The organism is Clostridium sp. Marseille-P3244 (assembly GCF_900120155.1).
In the GTDB taxonomy this organism is placed as follows: Bacteria; Bacillota; Clostridia; order Lachnospirales; family Lachnospiraceae; genus Mediterraneibacter.
This window is the reverse complement of record NZ_LT635549.1, coordinates 1,244,012-1,260,632: the sequence shown is the minus strand read 5'-3', so window position 1 is coordinate 1,260,632 and position 16,621 is coordinate 1,244,012. Positions and strand designations below refer to the sequence as shown.

At 47.4% G+C, this 16,621-nt stretch carries 17 protein-coding genes; 5 read left to right on the top strand and 12 right to left on the bottom strand.

Features of this window, described 5'->3' with window-relative positions:
* Nucleotides 1–134 precede the first annotated feature (134 nt).
* From BQ7367_RS14460 to BQ7367_RS07710, 4 genes are all read right to left on the bottom strand, one after another.
* The gene (locus tag BQ7367_RS14460; RefSeq protein WP_159431638.1) at nt 135–296 is read right to left on the bottom strand and encodes a hypothetical protein; all 162 of its coding nucleotides are present in this window, start codon (nt 294–296) and stop codon (nt 135–137) included.
* Nucleotides 297–312: 16 nt separating this feature from the next.
* The gene (tsf, locus tag BQ7367_RS07720; protein ID WP_072524911.1) at nt 313–1,236 is read right to left on the bottom strand and encodes a translation elongation factor Ts; all 924 of its coding nucleotides are present in this window, start codon (nt 1,234–1,236) and stop codon (nt 313–315) included.
* 56 nt (nt 1,237–1,292) lie between these two features.
* The gene (gene rpsB / locus BQ7367_RS07715) at nt 1,293–2,090 is read right to left on the bottom strand and encodes a 30S ribosomal protein S2 (protein WP_072524910.1); all 798 of its coding nucleotides are present in this window, start codon (nt 2,088–2,090) and stop codon (nt 1,293–1,295) included.
* A gap of 192 nt (nt 2,091–2,282) precedes the next feature.
* Nucleotides 2,283–2,672, bottom strand: coding sequence for a MerR family transcriptional regulator (locus BQ7367_RS07710; RefSeq protein ID WP_072524909.1), 390 nt, complete (start codon nt 2,670–2,672; stop codon nt 2,283–2,285).
* 263 nt (nt 2,673–2,935) lie between these two features.
* Between BQ7367_RS07710 and BQ7367_RS07705 the strand changes: the two genes are divergently transcribed.
* The 4 genes from BQ7367_RS07705 to BQ7367_RS07690 all read left to right on the top strand — a co-directional run bounded on the left by BQ7367_RS07705 (nt 2,936) and on the right by BQ7367_RS07690 (nt 6,383).
* Nucleotides 2,936–4,081, top strand: a complete 1,146-nt coding sequence (locus BQ7367_RS07705; protein WP_072524908.1) for an iron-containing alcohol dehydrogenase — start codon at nt 2,936–2,938, stop codon at nt 4,079–4,081.
* Between the two features lie 36 nt (nt 4,082–4,117).
* Entirely contained in the window at nt 4,118–4,672 is a 555-nt protein-coding gene (locus tag BQ7367_RS07700) for a flavodoxin (protein WP_072524907.1), read from the top strand.
* A gap of 33 nt (nt 4,673–4,705) precedes the next feature.
* Nucleotides 4,706–5,581: an alpha/beta hydrolase family protein gene (locus BQ7367_RS07695; RefSeq protein WP_083588901.1), complete on the top strand. Its 876-nt coding sequence runs from the start codon at nt 4,706–4,708 to the stop codon at nt 5,579–5,581.
* Nucleotides 5,582–5,708: 127 nt separating this feature from the next.
* A complete protein-coding gene (locus BQ7367_RS07690; protein ID WP_072524906.1) occupies nt 5,709–6,383 on the top strand; it encodes a flavodoxin in 675 nt (224 codons plus the stop codon).
* A gap of 167 nt (nt 6,384–6,550) precedes the next feature.
* On the opposite strand, the gene BQ7367_RS07685 is transcribed toward BQ7367_RS07690, so the two are convergent.
* The 6 genes from BQ7367_RS07685 to BQ7367_RS07660 all read right to left on the bottom strand — a co-directional run bounded on the left by BQ7367_RS07685 (nt 6,551) and on the right by BQ7367_RS07660 (nt 14,165).
* Nucleotides 6,551–7,489 (bottom strand): RpnC/YadD family protein, encoded by a 939-nt coding sequence (locus BQ7367_RS07685; RefSeq protein ID WP_072524905.1) that lies wholly within the window; start codon nt 7,487–7,489, stop codon nt 6,551–6,553.
* A gap of 317 nt (nt 7,490–7,806) precedes the next feature.
* On the bottom strand, nt 7,807–8,580 hold the full coding sequence (locus tag BQ7367_RS07680; protein ID WP_072524904.1) for a hypothetical protein: 774 nt from the start codon (nt 8,578–8,580) through the stop codon (nt 7,807–7,809).
* Nucleotides 8,581–8,621: 41 nt separating this feature from the next.
* On the bottom strand, nt 8,622–9,386 hold the full coding sequence (locus BQ7367_RS07675) for a hypothetical protein (protein WP_072524903.1): 765 nt from the start codon (nt 9,384–9,386) through the stop codon (nt 8,622–8,624).
* Nucleotides 9,387–9,499: 113 nt separating this feature from the next.
* On the bottom strand, nt 9,500–10,003 hold the full coding sequence (locus BQ7367_RS07670; protein ID WP_072524902.1) for a hypothetical protein: 504 nt from the start codon (nt 10,001–10,003) through the stop codon (nt 9,500–9,502).
* A gap of 133 nt (nt 10,004–10,136) precedes the next feature.
* Nucleotides 10,137–10,727, bottom strand: coding sequence for an LPXTG cell wall anchor domain-containing protein (locus BQ7367_RS07665; protein WP_072524901.1), 591 nt, complete (start codon nt 10,725–10,727; stop codon nt 10,137–10,139).
* 6 nt (nt 10,728–10,733) lie between these two features.
* Complete coding sequence (locus BQ7367_RS07660; RefSeq protein ID WP_159431637.1) at nt 10,734–14,165, bottom strand: hypothetical protein; 3,432 nt, start codon at nt 14,163–14,165, stop codon at nt 10,734–10,736.
* 639 nt (nt 14,166–14,804) lie between these two features.
* Between BQ7367_RS07660 and BQ7367_RS07655 the strand changes: the two genes are divergently transcribed.
* Nucleotides 14,805–15,077: a helix-turn-helix domain-containing protein gene (locus BQ7367_RS07655; RefSeq protein ID WP_200786721.1), complete on the top strand. Its 273-nt coding sequence runs from the start codon at nt 14,805–14,807 to the stop codon at nt 15,075–15,077.
* A gap of 89 nt (nt 15,078–15,166) precedes the next feature.
* Here the strand turns inward: BQ7367_RS07655 and xdhC are convergent, their stop codons facing one another.
* A complete protein-coding gene (gene xdhC / locus BQ7367_RS07650; RefSeq protein WP_072524899.1) occupies nt 15,167–15,676 on the bottom strand; it encodes a xanthine dehydrogenase subunit XdhC in 510 nt (169 codons plus the stop codon).
* A complete protein-coding gene (gene xdhB, locus BQ7367_RS07645) occupies nt 15,669–16,556 on the bottom strand; it encodes a xanthine dehydrogenase subunit XdhB (protein WP_072524898.1) in 888 nt (295 codons plus the stop codon). Before xdhB ends, xdhC begins: the two co-directional genes overlap by 8 nt.
* Nucleotides 16,557–16,621 lie beyond the last annotated feature (65 nt).

The following is a 16,621-nucleotide window of genomic DNA, read 5'->3' as shown; positions in this document are numbered from 1 at the left end:
TTTTCCACTCCAAATGCAGGCAGATTGATTCTGTCTGTCAAGTCATGAATTATCGTGTTCCGTGTCGTTATTGCCATTCTCTTTTTCATAAATACTTTTTCTGAATCATACTACGTCCATATAGCAATAATATATCACATGCCTTTTCCTAATATCAAGTGATTTCCGCTAATATAAGGGGGATATTTCCCTTCGGCAGAACCATTATTTATCCAGTCAGCCAGTTCCTCCTTTTCAATCCAGAAAAAAGCCCTTGAAAATGCCCGTTTTACGGGATTTTCAAGGGCTTCAAGCACCTTTTAACTTATGAGATTACATTCCCATCTGTGCAGCTACTTCTTCCGCGAAGTTCTCCTGCTTTTTCTCAATTCCTTCACCTGTCTCATAACGGATGAATTTCTTCACTGCCAGCTTCGCTCCGTTCTCTTTCGCTACCTTGTCAACATATTTCGCAACTGTAAGGTCGCTGTCCTGAACGTATACCTGATCCAGCAGGCAGATCTCTTTCATCTCTTTGTTGAGACGTCCGATGATCATCTTCTCAATGATATTGTCCGGCTTCTCCGGATTTTCTTTCTTTGCCTGAGCAAGCAGGATCTCTTTCTCATGATCCATATACTCCTGAGACACTTCATCTCTGGAGACATACTTCGGAGACATTGCCGCCACCTGCATAGCCACATTCTTCAGGCAGGTCTTGATCTCATCATTTACAACATCTGTATCAGCCACTACAAGAACACCGATACGTCCGCCGCCGTGAATATAGGATACGATGCATCCGTTCTCTGCTGTAACCTTCTCAAATCTTCTGATATTCAGGTTCTCGCCGATCACCGCGATCTTCTCTACCAGTGCGTCTTTCACTGTCTTGGAAGGATCTGCTGCCCATGCCTGCGCCATGAACGCGTCCATATCCGCAGCGTCGGAATCAACAACCTGATTCACAACATTCTCTACAAATCCCTGGAACTCATCGTTCTTTGCCACAAAGTCAGTCTCTGAATTGACTTCCACGATCGCTGCCACTTTATCATCTCTGACAACTGTCTTGACGATACCCTCTGCCGCGATCCTTCCAGCCTTCTTCTCAGCCTTTGCCTGGCCGTTCTTTCTTAAAAACTCAACAGCCGCGTCCATGTCGCCGTTTGTCTCTGTCAGGGCTTTCTTGCAGTCCATCATGCCGGCGCCTGTCATTTCCCTTAATTCTTTTACCATTCCCGCTGTGATTGCCATGATAAATTCCTCCATTAACTTCGTTGATCAGATACTGTTCTTGCCCGGATAAATTCTTACTCCTCCGCAGCTTCTTCTACTTCAGCTGCCTCTGTCTCATCGTAAGCTTCTTCCTCGTAAGCAGCTCCCTCTTCATAATACTCTTCGTCCGCGTATCCATCCTCGCCTGTCGCTCCCTGATTTGCCTCGATGACAGCGTCCGCCATCTTGGATACGATCAGCTTGACCGCGCGGATCGCGTCGTCATTGCCCGGGATCACATAATCCAGCTCTTCCGGATCACAGTTTGTATCACAGATACCGATCAGTGTAATGCCCAGTGTATGTGCTTCCTGAACGCAGATCCTCTCCTTTTTCGGATCAACAACGAAGATCGCGTCCGGCAGTCTCTTCATATCTTTGATACCGCCAAGGTTCTTCTCCAGCTTCGCCCACTCTTTCTTCAGCGCGATGACTTCTTTTTTCGGAAGAACATCAAATGTTCCGTCTTCTGACATTGCCTCGATCTCTTTGAGACGTTTCACACGGCTCTGGATCGTCTTGAAGTTTGTGAGCATACCGCCCAGCCATCTCTCGTTCACATAGAACATGCCGCAGCGCTCTGCCTCTGTCTTGATGGCGTCCTGCGCCTGTTTCTTCGTCCCGACGAACAGGATGGTGCCGCCCTCTGCCGCGATATCAGAAACGGCATTATATGCGTCGTCTACCATGCCTACAGATTTCTGCAGGTCAATGATGTAGATCCCGTTTCTCTCTGTGTAAATGTACGGAGCCATTTTCGGGTTCCATCTTCTTGTCTGATGTCCGAAATGGACACCCGCTTCTAAAAGCTGTTTCATTGAAATAACACTCATGTTTCTTTCCTCCATTTGGTTTTGTACTTCCGCATGCTTTGTTCTTCTCCGAGACCGTCCGGAATCCGGCTTAGGCACCTTCCGGGAAATCCGCATACGTGTTTTTTTGCAACATTCGTAGTATAGCACAGAAATACAGGGTTTGCAAGGAATTTTTGCCCCATAACCGGCAATCGGCTCTTCTCTCCCGGCTCAGTCTTCTGTCCGGATCAGATTGCTGACATAGGGCCGTTTTCCGGAGAGCACATCATCATAAAATTCCTGTTTCCAGTCAATATAGGCCACGCTGTCCTCCAGTTCCCGGATCGAAGCCCGCAGAACTTTCTGCTTTTTCTCCAACATCTTCTTTCTCCGAGGGATCGTATCCACTCCCTGAAGACACAGATCCAGATATTCTTTCATCTCCTGGATGCTCATGCCGCATTTTTTCAGGCACACAAGATCTTTGATCCATTTCACATCCTTTTCATCGAATACACGCCGGTTGTTTCTGTCCCGCTTCACATTCGGAATCAATCCTTCATTACAGTAATATTTTAACGCCTGGTACGTCATGTCCGTCTCTCTGCAAACCTGCATCATCGTGTACACCTGAAATATCCTCCTAAAAAATAAAATTTTTTTCAAAAAGCTCTTGACCGGTTGTTACTACCGGATAATATAATCGGTTGTGTGAACCGATAGTTTCCATCGGATTATAGCATGGATCCGGAGTTGTTTCAAGACGTCACCTTCACTCCAAGGTGTCCCAAGATACCGTACAACAGGGTACACCACAGAGGATGTATCGAAGAAACAGCAGAACGGTCCGGAAAACATTGAAAACTGCAAGGAGGTATTCGACGATGAATCATTTTACTTATTCTTATCCTACAAAAGTCTATTTCGGTGAAGGGACCCTGGCGGGATCACTGCGACAGGAACTTTCCGGAATGGGGAAAACCGTCATGCTTGCATACGGCGGAGGCTCCCTGAAAAAAAGCGGAATCTATGATGAGCTGAAGGGCCTGCTTCTCCAGGCCGGAAAAGAAGTGGTAGATTTTGACCAGATCATGCCCAATCCCACCTATGCCAAGGTGCAGGAAGGGGCCCGTCTTGCCAGGGAGCGCCATGTAGACTTCATTCTGGCCGCAGGGGGCGGCAGTGTCATCGACTGCTGCAAGGTCGTGTCTGCCCAGGCCGTCATAGAGGAAGATATCTGGGAAATGGAATATTCCTCCGGCAAATTCCCCACAGACGGAATTCCCATGGGAGCAGTCGTCACTGCCTCAGGCACGGGCGCGGAGATGAATTCCGGAGCGGTCATCACCTATGAAGAAAAAGTCTGGAAAGGCCCGATCCTGGGAACAGCCGCTGCTTTCGCGATCCTCGATCCGGCCTGTACCGCGACGGTCCCTCCCATGCAGGTGCTTTCCGGAGCTTTCGACACGCTCAGCCACGCTATGGAGACCTATCTGGGAAATTCTGACCAGGATAATGTATCTGACGACGTAGCGCTGGCTATCATGCGCAACACCGTTGCCAATATGAACCGCCTGCTCCTGGATATCAATGATATGCAGGCCCGCGGCAATCTTATGTGGGACTCGGCCATGGCGGAAAACGGGATCCTGAAGGTAGGACGCCTCACCGATTTCCAGGCTCATCAGATCGAGCACCAGCTCGGCGCTTATACGGACTGTAATCACGGGCAGGGGCTGGCTGTCATCCACCCCGTCTATTACCGTCATATTCTGCCGGATGCAGAAGACAAGTTCGCCCGGTTCGCAAAAGAGGTTTTCGGTGTGGATACAGCCAAAGAAGGGCTGGATGCCCTGGCCGGATTTATTAAAAAATGCGGACTTCCCACGAAACTCAGAGAACTCCGGTCAAAAGCCCGGATCACACCGGAGCTGCTCCGACACGTGGCAGACACCTGCAACATTATAAAATGTAACCCCAGAGAACTGGACAGAGAAGAGATCTATGAAATTCTCTGTGAATGTATGTAGAAGGACTGCCCCTATAAAAAAACAAAGGAGGTTGCTATGAAAAAACTCATAAGTCTGCTGCTGGCACTGGCCTGCTGCTTCTCTCTGTCCACCTGCGCTCAGACTCCCAGGGAGAGGAATATACTGGTGGCCTATTTCTCTTGGTCCGGAAATTCAGAAGAAATGGCCTCCTACATCGCGGAACAGACAGGCGGAGATCTTCTGGAAATCCAGCCGGAAACTCCCTATCCAGAAGATTACAACGAATGCGGCGATGTAGCACTGGAAGAGCGGGACAGCAACGCGCGGCCGGCGATCGCGGATTTGCCTGAATCTATTGATGAATATGATACCATTCTGATCGGTTATCCGATCTGGTGGCACACCGCGCCTATGATCATCGGTACTTTTTTAGAAAGCTATGACCTGAACGGTAAAGAAGTGTTTCCCTTTACTCAGTCTGCTTCCATGGATACGGAACAGTTTGACAATTCCATCGAATTTGTACGCGACAATTCTGCCGGAGCCACAGTAAATGACGGGTTATTCGCAAGACCTTCCGATACAGAAGCCATCGACGACTATCTCTCGGATAATGGCCTGATCCCATAAAAACAGACTGCCCAAACTCTGCACAGGTGAAAAATGAAAAAAAGATTATCCTTATTATTATTTTGTACTGCTCTGCTTCTTCCCCTGACGCTGGCCGGCTGCAGTCCGACCAGCGGAACAGAGACCGACGAGCCAGAAGACGCCGCTGTTTTTGAATATGAAACGCAGGAACTCTGGATTCAGGACGATGGCCGTCAGATTTACGGGATCATCTACATCCCACAGGAGGCCAGAGAAAAAATGCCTGCCGTGATTTTTTCCCACGGATTTGGCGGCAGCTATCGAGCAGGAACTTCATATGCTGAAAAACTGGCGCAAAATGGATATGTTGTATATTGCTTCGACTTTTGCGGCGGAAGCCCCGAAAGCAGAAGCGACGGTTCAACACTGGAGATGTCCGTTTTTACAGAACAGGCTGATCTGGAAGCTGTGATCACCAGGGTAAAAGGACTCGACTATGTGGACAGTGACAACCTCTTTCTGATCGGTACCAGCCAGGGCGGCGTCGTGTCGGCCCTGACCGGTGCGTCTCATCCTGAAGACATCCGCGGCATGGTGCTCCTTTACCCTGCTTTTATCCTTTCGGAACGCGCCAACCAAATGTTCCGGAGCACGGAAGAGATCCCCGATTCCCTCTATTTTATGTGGATGGATGTAGGCCGCGCCTATTTTGAACCGCTGATCGGGTATGATATTTACGAACACATCGCCTCCTATGACCGGGACGTACTGCTGATCCATGGCAGCGCGGACAGTGTTGTTCCACTCTCCTTCTCCCAGCGGGCACTGGAAATCTATCCGTCTGCGGAACTGAAAATAATAGAAGGCGGCGGTCATGGATTTTACAGGGAAGACGCTCAGAAAGCGACAGAGTACATACTGGAATATTTAAACTCCCAACGGACTTAATCCGGCGGGCTTGATCCGGAACTGCCATACGGCAGTATCCCGGCCTTTACCCGGGCCGGGACGTCCGGACCGATGATCAATATGACATTTCATGATAAATATCGTAGAAATAAAGGAGGACCTTACTATGAAAAAAACTATGGCAATGCTTCTTTCAGCCATTATGATCCTTAGCCTGTCTGCCTGCGGCAGCAGAAGTCAAAGCGGCGGCAGTTCATACGGAGCTGACTCGCCCACTATATCCACTGAAGACGGAAATGTACTGGTCGCCTACTTCTCTGTTCCCGAGACAGACGGGGTTGACACTGTCAGCGGAGCCAGCCGTGTTGTAGTGGACGGGGAGGTTTTAGGCAATACCCAGTATATTGCGCAGCTGATCCACCAGGAAACAGGCGGGGATCTGTTCCGCATTGAAACAGTGCAGGAATATCCCGGCAGCCATGACGCGCTTCTGGATTATGCCTACAATGAACTCTCTGAAAACGCAAGGCCTGAACTTGCCTCCCAGATTGAAAATCCCGACAACTATGATGTCATCTTCCTGGGATACCCTAACTGGAATTCCGACCTGCCTATGCCCCTCTACACGTTTCTGGAAGAATATGATTTCAGCGGGAAAACCATCATTCCCTTCACGACCCATGGCGGAAGCGGCCTTTCCAGGACCGTCCAGACAATACAGGAGCTGCAGCCGGATGCGGCTGTTGTAGAAAGCGGCCTTTCTATTTCCAGGAACAATGTGCCAGATGCCCAGAGCGAAGTCTCTGACTGGATTGCCGGGCTGAATATCACTTCTTCATAATCCGGTGAAGCATACACAAAACTATCAGAGCACTTTTCCGAAACTTTCATATTTTCTCTTTACAGTTTTCGTTTTCGATACAGAACCCTTATACATAAAACGGTCTCTTACCCTGTTAACGGGCAAGAGACCTGTTCTTATTTCCATTTTAAAATTTTAAAATTTCATTACGTATTTTGTTTTTCTGCCTCTTCTATTTCTTTCACAAATTTTCTGATCACAGCTTCATCCGCCTCCAGATCTGTTGCGATCCGGGATACGTTTTCACCTTTTTTCAGCTTCTTTCGGATGATATTCTGCAACAGCTCAGTCTGTCCTTCGGCAAATCCTTCCGCATGGCCTTCTGCATGGCCTTGGGCATGACCTTCTTCCCAGGCCTCTTCCCGCTCCATCCGCATGTGCTTCTCCTGATCATATTCAAATATGCTCATGCTCTTCGCCTCCGCTCTGTGTTTCTCCAGAAATTCCTTCAGGATCCCTTCCCCGATGCATTCCCGGATCGCCCGTTCCACCGCGTCCTCCAGTTCCATCTCCCTGACATACTTCCGGATCCGGTCCGTATACTCTGCATAATCCCGCAGGCTCCGGCATGCTTCTTTCAGCTTCCGGTTGTGCTCCCCGCACAGGTTCAGCATCACCGCTTCCAGCTCCAGTCCGCATCGCTCTCCCTTTGCGGTAAACATATCTGACAGCCGCAGCACCTGCCGCTCCGGCATCTCCTCTCTCCCGTTATAGAAGATCAGAAACTCCGGCCCCGGGATCTTCACTGTCCGCGTCCCGTACAGGTTTGCCTCCCGGGTCATCCCCGAATACAGGTTCGAGATGTAGAACAGGAACCGCAGGGGCAGGTTCGGGCTGTAAGTGGACTGATGCTCATACAGGGAAAGCCTTCCGTCCACCACAAAGGAAATGTCATTCCTCATGGACATATAGATGGCGTTCTCCAGGGTATTCACTTCCAGCAGTTCCGGATCTGTGTAATGCTTCCCGCTGATGGCATTATACAGCTCCAGCAGGTTCTCCTTCTCTGTAAACAGCATGGCAAATACCGTGGACTTATAGGTCCGGTTCACACGGGTCTCATTGGTGTCTTTCGTGTCCTTCATAGGCACCCTCCTCTTGTTGTAAAACTGATGCAGGAGGCTTAGTCCTCTTCTGTTTCCGGGAAAGCCTCTCTGCCATATTGATTGGGAATTAAAAGCATTGAGTTTTCTTTCCTGGATCTGTTGTCAGAACTTTGACACGGCACATGCCGTCTGAGAATAAACCATGTTGGAAATGTAGGAAATGCTTTGTGTTTATACTAACATATCTGTCTCAGAATTTCCACCAAAAAAAAGAAACTTCCACACAGAAAAGAACAAAAAACAGAAAAGAAACCGGAAGCATTTTGCCCCCGGTATCTGTATATCTCCATATTCTGTTATCCCTGTTCCACAGCTACAAGCTCGGCCGCTATTTCTCCTCCATTCATCGGCTGCTCATAGTCCTCCAGATTGAAGGTATTGATTCGGATCGTGATCGGATAGATCCCCCTGTCAAATATCCGGTCAAACTGCACCTCTGTTACCGCATTCCCGGGCGGGATCAACCGGCTCTCATAGATCACCTCTCCGGTCTCATCCAACACAACCTCAAACTGGAAATAGCACGGATTCCGATCCGGGTTCCACAGCGCCACATAAGCTGTATCCGTCCCTGCAGCCATCATAATCTGATCATATCCCGGCAAACTGATCCGATCTGGATCTATATTTTCTGGAAGCTCAACATCCGCCGTATACTTTCCGGCCCCCGGGTCAATATCCGGTCCCTCCGGTCCGAAGAACAGATACCATATCCCGGCACTGATCCCGCCAATGACGGCCAGGATCAGAAGGATCTCTGCAATCCTCTCCGCCAGCCTGCTCTTTCTCACAGCCAGATAAATATTCTCCCCTACTTCGATATATCCTGCCGTCCTATACAGGAAACGGCTGCCGGACAGTTCATAATATTTTTCTACCTCTTCTCCCAGAAGCCATTCCCCTGTCTCTTTCCTGCAGCCTGCCCCGACGGCTCCGATTACCTGATACCCTCCGGCTTCCTTCGGATAGCGTTCCCGAAAAGCACGAAGTGAGTATCCCTCTGCTTTCTTCCCCTCTCTGACTGTCCACCCTCTATCACAGTCCTTTCTCTGCCTCAGGCGGTATTCCATACGCTTTCTCCTCCTTGCTGCTACTTCGCTGTCTGGATATGTCAATCCCCCTGTGGCGCCTCGACAGCCACCAGACTACACTCAATATTTCCACCGTTCATCGGAGTCTCCCCGTCCTCCAGGGAAAAGGTGTTGATCACGATATTTAGATCATAGATACCGGCATCAAAGGTTCGCCCCAGGGGCACTTCCGTTACAGCTTTCCCCGGCTCGATCAATCCGCTCTCATAAAGCACTTCATCGTCATAGACCATCTGAAACTGAAAATAGCAGGGGTTGGAGGGTGGATTCCACAGCGCCACATAAGCCGTATCCGTCCCGGCTGTTATCGTGATCTCCTCGTATCCCGGCAGGGCAATGTGGTTCGGATCAGCCGTTTCCTGGAAGTCAAATGACGGCTCATAATCCTCCGCATTGGGATCTAGGCCATTTCCGTTCCCGGCCAGATGATAGATCCATACACCAAGTCCTGCCAGAACAGCAAGGACGAGGACCAGAACTACGAGATTCCTCGGAAGCCGGTTTTTCACCACTGCCAGATACTGTCTGTCTCCACAGTCGATATACCCGTCAACGCCATATATAAACCTGGAATACTGAAGTGTATAGTATGGGATGCTGCCCTCTTCTGTCAGAAGGTCCCCAATGGATGTCCCCATCCCGCTCCCGATCCCTCCCGCCAGAATATAACCGCCTTTTGGGAATTTCTTCTTCATCCGGGTTTTGCTGTAATATCCGATAACAGAACCATCTGCTGTTTTTAATTCTTTGTCATAACCTTTTCGTCTGTTGTAAGAAAGGTCCAATGCAGATCACCTGCTTTCTTGTCAAAATAAATTCCGGGGAAGGGGCGGACGCCCCTTCCCCGGTGAAAGGCGGACTGCTCTGCAGTCCCTCTCATGAAATTTTATCTTTCAGATTAGTTTGCTGATGCGTAATATGTAAGTATATCAGTATGCTCGCCAGCTTTTGTAGCTGTTCCTGTCATTCTTGCCACACCTGATATTGTATCGCCATCACCTGTCAGAGATCCGACACTTGCTTTCTCGCCTGACATTACTGTGTCATTATACAGCAGGGAATATGCTACCGGGTCATCTGTCTTATCCTCGCCAAGGCCCATAACATAATTATTCGTAGATGTTACTGTAACTGCAACGGTCGTAGCCTCAATATTGGAACCATTCAGCGCTGTCAGCTCAACATCTGTCGCAATTTCCTTATCATCGTCCGTAAATATGATCGTACTGGGAATATTTACTGCCCACTGCGGATTGTTCCCATTATCGGGATCAGTTATCTGCTTCCTGTTGTCATAAATTACCTTTGTTGTTCCCTCTGCTTCTGCTGCAAACGCTGTTGTCGCGAACATTGTTGTAGCCATTGCCGCTACAAGGATCCCACTTAAAATTCTTTTTTTCATTTTTTCTCCTCCTTAAATGAAAAATTTAATTTTGTTCCGCCGGTAAATCTATCGGCGTCATATGTAAAATACGCTTTCGCGCATACATATGCATTCTTTTGCCCGGCCTCTTTCCTCAGGCCGGCATGCATCTTTAACTTTCTGCTTCCCCGCTGTCTGCTTTTTTCTTTCTCCTGTACAGATAAGCAAAGACTGCTCCTGCTCCGATCACGGCCGCCGCGTAGCCTGCCACATGGGTGCTGTCCCCTGTCTTGACCGCATCCTGTCCGCCCCCGGAACCTCCTGTCCCGGCTCCTTGAGAGCCCCCGCCGGCAGAAGTATCAACAACAAACTCAATCCTTAGGATGCCGCTGGTACTCTCCATAGAAATCTCGATTTCTCCGGTAAGCGCCTGCTCTGTAAAGTCCTGGATCCTCGAAATCTCCGGCTGTTCATAAATCACGCTGCCAATCTTATATCCTTCATCGGGCATGATACGGAAGGTCTTCGTCTCTCCCACGGAAAGCTGGTACTCTACAGCTCCGTTCCGGATGGTCTTGGCCCCATCACGGATCTCGCCGTTCCCAGAGGCCTCCACACTCAACTCATACTTGCCTTCCTGTGATACAGTAAAACTGACTTTCGTCTCCTGGCTTCTCTCTGCCGCTCCGGCCGTAAATACGGTGAGTACGGTGAAGGAGCAGACAGCAAGAATACCGGTAAATGCTTTTAATATCCTCTTCATATTCTTCTACTCCTCATAACTCACAGTGAAATTCATAGTTCCGCTGAACTGGCCGACGTACGCTTCTTCACCCTTCAGGGCCCGGATCTCAAACTGCTGGGACACTGTATCCTTCTTCTTGTTCAGTACCGCCAGCGGTCCCGAACCGTCATATTTGCTTCCATTAACATAGACTACACATTCCAGCGATTCCTGATCCTCATTGGTGATTTGGAACGCAGGATCTACACTGACATTAACATCTCGCATATACTCACCCTGAGCTTCTGGAACCAAACTCACTTCGCTTGTCTGAGAAGCTTCTATTGTCTGGCTGTCTTTTATCTCTTCTAGTTCGATCTCACTTGGTATAATCACAAGAGATGTAGGTTCCTCCGGCATCTGTATATGGATAATCTGGGTCAGACTTATTCCGCCATTGCCCTGCGGAAGCACTAAATTATAAACTACCGGAAAATCTCCATATGTGGTAAGGCGCTCCAACCCTTCTATTCTATTTTCTTGTAGTAACAAATCATTCAGACTTATATCTTCATATAAGGGATTATAACTTCCAAAAGAATATCCCCATTTTTCACTTTTTTCAGCGGTATTCTTGAGGAAAAACAGCCAATCTACCATCACGCCATTTGCAGCCAGATCTTTTCCTCTATCAAGCGATATCTCAACCTCAAGCGGCAGGCTCATATAAGAATCCCGGTTACTTGTAAATACGCTCCCAGAGTGTACGACTGTAATCTCTCTAGTCTCCTGCATAGGAGTACCATCATCTTTCAGCCAACTATATGTCACATTATAGGTTCCTAATTCTCCTGATTTAAATGCCTCAAAATTATCTATAGTTGTTACATTTATACTCGCTATCTCAGTCTCTGTAAGTTTACTATACAATTCAAACGCCAAAACATCATTTAAGTCTTCTACTGACTGGGCTTCATCGGCACTGATATATCCATTCCGGAAATAATCATACAAATATTTAAAAGTAACAGTTCCACTTACTGTCATTTTAGAATTTGCCGGCAACGTCCATGTAAATTCTGTTTCAGCGATCTCATCCGGGAATGTTATATAATTCCCCTCGGCAACAAAACTAATTCCCGAAGCTGTAAATTGAGTATCTGACATAAACGTATTATCCTTTGTCCGCCATACTCCTTCTGCAGCATCATACGTAACCGGCAGCTCAACTGACTGTCTGTTGTTATTAGCAGTTACTAAATTCTCATAATTATTATCGCCGCTAATAATATAAGTCAAAGCAGCTATACGAGCTTCTACGGTTGTTAACGAAATATTGTTTGACAAATCTAAACTATGTAATTCGTCATTACTCCAACAATGCAACTCTTTTAATAAAATATTATTAGATACATCCAGACTATTTAAATTATTATGGAAACAGTGCAACACTTCCAGTTTAGTATTATGGCTGATATCCAACTCCGTTAAAGAATTAAGGCCACAGTTCAGATAAATTAAATTTTCATTATTACTTAAGTCTAACTCTTTAAGGTTGCATGAATTACACCGCAATTCTTTTAGAGCAATATTCTTGGATACATCCAAATGTTGAGTCCTAGTTGCAGTACAGTCTAGATACTCTAGCTGTAAATTCTGACTCACGTCCAATCCTGTCAGAGACGTACATCTAGCACAGTCCAGATATTTAAGCGCTTTATTCTGACTCACGTCTAACGTTTGAGCATACGTAATTTCATTACATTCAAGAGTCTCCAACGCAGTAAAATATTGAATTCCTTCAAAAGTTACAATCCTGTAATTATTTTGTCCACTTGGTATACGCAATTCAGTAATTCCAGAAATTTCTTCTGCATCTATAAACTCATCCTGTCCAAAGTCCTGTCGCTTCAAATAAGCTCTAAAATACTCATCAGGAAAATACTCTTCTGTTATAGGTATACCCTCCGGCAAGACAAAAGTAACGGCCCCCATGACCTTCAATGTTCCATTTCCCTGCCATTCAAAATTTGACTCTTTAATGTTTATATCAGAAAAGGTCACGTAGTTTCCGTCTTCCACAAAGGTAACTCCCGGTGTCGTGATACTTGTGCCGTCTCCAAATGAATTATCAGCAGTCCGCCATACCTTTTCCACACTGTCATAGGTCACCGGAAGCTCTGGTTTCTGGTTGCTTCCTGCAGCTTCTCCAGTCATTCCCGTCACATTGTATTCCCCTGTCACATGCGTTAATTTGTTATTCTGAAAACCGATCAGGATTATATCAACGGAAGTCGCAAGTGTCAGTTCGGTAAGAGCGTTATTATCACACATCAAAGTCATCAATTTTTGATTACTGCTCAGATCCAGGCTTGTCAGTTCATTCTCATTGGCAAATAATCCTTGTAGCTCCGAAAAATACTCAATCCCTTTCAGAGTTTTTATTTTCCCTTCCGAAAGATTCTGGACATTTACCACCTTAATTTTTCTGATTTCTTCCTCTGAAAGGGTTCCATTCCCATCGGTATCAAAATTTTCTGATATATACTGGCGGAAGACCGTATCCGGGAAGTTTTCTTCATTGATCGGGAGGCCGACTTCTTCCTGGTAAACAAAGCTGATCGTTCCACTCAGTCGGCAGTCCAGATCATACCTGGAAGCACTGGCATCAAATGTACACGTACTCGGTTTCTGCCCTGATGAAAGTGTGATAAATCCACTTGTATCCACATTTCCCGTGCTTAAGGTCGGATTCTGCATATAATTGAACACACTGTTCTGGCTCTTCCAGCCGCTGTCAGACGGTACCATCACTACTTCAACCTTCTGGCTGCCACCGGAAAACTGTCTGCTTGTACTGAATGCCTGAGCACTGCACTCCACCCTGGTAAGACAGTTATCGTAGATAAAACCGGAGTCTATCTGAACTCCTGTCAGATTCAGACTGCGGATATTGTTCTCCATGCACTGTAAAGTTTTCAGCATACGCATATTGCTGAGATCCAGTTCCGTTAGACTATTTCCATTACATCTGAGAGTATTTAAATAGGTAAATGTCTTAATTCCTTCCAGGCTTCCGATTCCCATAGTGCTGCAGTCTATGGTTGTCACAGAGGACAACTCACTAGCTGAAATTACCCCATCCTCTGCACATGGCAATTGAGTACGGATATATTCCCTAAAATTTGCATCTGGAAAATTATCAGCATTTACTTCCACATCTCCGACTGCTCTCGGCGCCTTCGCCGGTCCGTTCACCGCTGCGGTTACGCCGCCTGTATTCCCGGTTTCTGTCTCGGCTGCTTCATTTGTATCTTTTCCATCTCCCGCCTCTCCGGCTACGTCCGGAATATTTTCTTCCTCTGTTGCGTTTCCGGCCTCACTATTCTCATCCGTAACCGCTGTTCCTTCTTCCGTCTTTCCAATCCCGCTGACAATATAGCTGAACGTTTCTTTCGACTCATCTTCCCCATTCACCTGATAAGTCACAGTAAACTCATACGTGCCGTTCTCCGCCACGCTGTATGTAGTCACTGAGGCATCCCCGGACACCGTCCCGTCCGGATTTTCTATCTGAAGTATCTCTGTATTCTGATCCGCCGCGGACACAGACATAGTTATTTCTGAAGATGTCCCGTCCTCCGAAAGTTTCTCTGAAAAAGTCGCGCTGACATTCTCTGCCGCCTCCAGGGTCAACCCAAAATCAGAGCTTCCCAGAAGAAGGCACATACTCATTAAAAATGCCGCCGCTCTTTTAAAGGTCAGTATCTTATGTCCTTTTTTTCCCAACACGGAGCCCTCACATCCTTTCTTTAACTCGAATCCACCCCTTTTGATTTTTAAATATAGCACACCTCTGTTTAAATTTCAACAGTTTTGCAAAATTTAGTATTGCAATAGCATATAAATATATTGTTTATGCACTTATTATTATGTTGTAAAATTAGGATGTCTTTAATTTATCCACCGTAATCGGAATGATTCCCCGAATCCAGCAAATAATATAAATGCACATCTGCCCCCAAAAACCCATTGAAAAATATGTGTAAATAGCATAATATTTTAATAAGTGTTATTTTCGTGTATAATATATACATGTCACGGAACAGGAGGACTATGAAAAATACGACATTGAATCACGAAGAACGATATATCAAACTTGGACTGAACATAGCCTATTACCGCAAACTGCGGGGACTGACTCAAATGCAGCTTGCAGAACGCATCGACGTAAGCCGGACACATTTAAGCAATATCGAAGCGCCTAATGTTCCCACTTCTATTTCCCTTGAGACATTATTCAATATTGCGGATGCTCTTGAAATCCCTGTATACTACTTCTTTGACTTCAAAGAAGAGCTTCCGGCCGGACGAAAAAAAAACACCTGAGCCAGATCCATGCTTTCAGAGCATGTATCGGTCTCCCGGTGTTTTTTTCCTTTTTCCTTATTTTATGTTTTGGGAATCTTTCAACGGCATTACTGCCTTCTCGCGTTTTCCAGCCGCTTCCGCATGGTCTTTTCCACTGCGTTCAGAATATTTTCATACCCGGTACATCTGCACAGATGTCCGGAGAGCAGTTTTCTGAGTTCTTCCCGTGTGTATTCCCTCCCGCTTTCCAGGATCTCCACCGCGCTCATGATCATGCCCGGAGTACAGAATCCGCACTGGACAGCCGCTTCGTCGATAAATGCCTGCTGGATATCGGACAGCTCTCCGGCCGGACCCATCAGGCCTTCCAAAGTACGGATCTCTTTTCCGTCCGCCCAGACTGCAAGATATATACAGGAATTATAACATTCTCCGTCGATGATTACATTGCAGGCGCCGCACTCACCTACCTCGCAGCCCTTCTTAACGCTGGTCAGGGAATAATCATTCCGCAGCATATCCGTCAGCGAAGCCCTGACATCCACCATCGTCTCCCGCTCCACTCCATTGATCCGGCACCTCACAAGCTTATACTGTTTTCTCCCGTTTTCACTCATCTGTCCTGCCACCTGCCTTTCCGGCTGCCTCCCGCAGAGCCCGCTTACACAAAACCCTGGAAATATGCTCCCGGAAGGCTTTGCTGGCTCGCCAGCTGTCCCGGGGCCTGATATCTTCCAGAACGGCATCCCCGATCTTTTCTATGTTTTCTTCCGTTACATCCAGACCTCTTCCTGCCTGTTCCGCGTGAACTGCCCGCAGGGGTACAGGGCCTGCCACCCCATATGCAATACGAATATCTGTAAATATTTTTTTGTCTTCAGAAAGTTTTACATTTACAGAACATCCCAAAGTCGCAATATCCATTGCATTTCTCATCGCATATTTTATGTAATGTCCTTTGTATCCTTCATAGGATTCTTTCCGGATCAAAATCCCTGTCTGCAGCTCTGCGGGACGAAGGTCCACCTTCCCCGGACCCAGGTAAAAATCTGCGATCGGGATCCGTCTTATCCCTTCCGCTCCGGTCAGCTCCACGACCGCGTCCCAGGCAAACAGGGTGGATGCTGAATCTGCCGAGGTCACCCCGTTGCAGGTGTTTCCCCCTATAGTGGCGATATTCCGGATCTGAGGTCCGCCTGCCATGTCTACTGCTTCTCCCAGCACATGAAAATATTCCCGGATCAGCGGATCCTTTGTAATATGAGAAAAGCTGGTGAGAGAACCGATGCGCAGTGTACCGTCCTTCTCCATCTTCACACCCCGCAGTTCATCCAGGCCATGAATGCTGACCAGCTCCGCGCCGGAGCGTTTTCCCTCCCGCATCTGGACCAGCACGTCGCTTCCTCCCGCGATGATCTGAGCTCCGGGATGTTCCTTGAGAAGCCAGATCGCGTGATCCACACTCCCGGCCTCGTACAATGCCTTCATGTCATACATGATTCCACCTCTTTTCTGCCTTTTACAGTCTTAAATCTTGCGTTTATAAATCCACCCGGCCGACA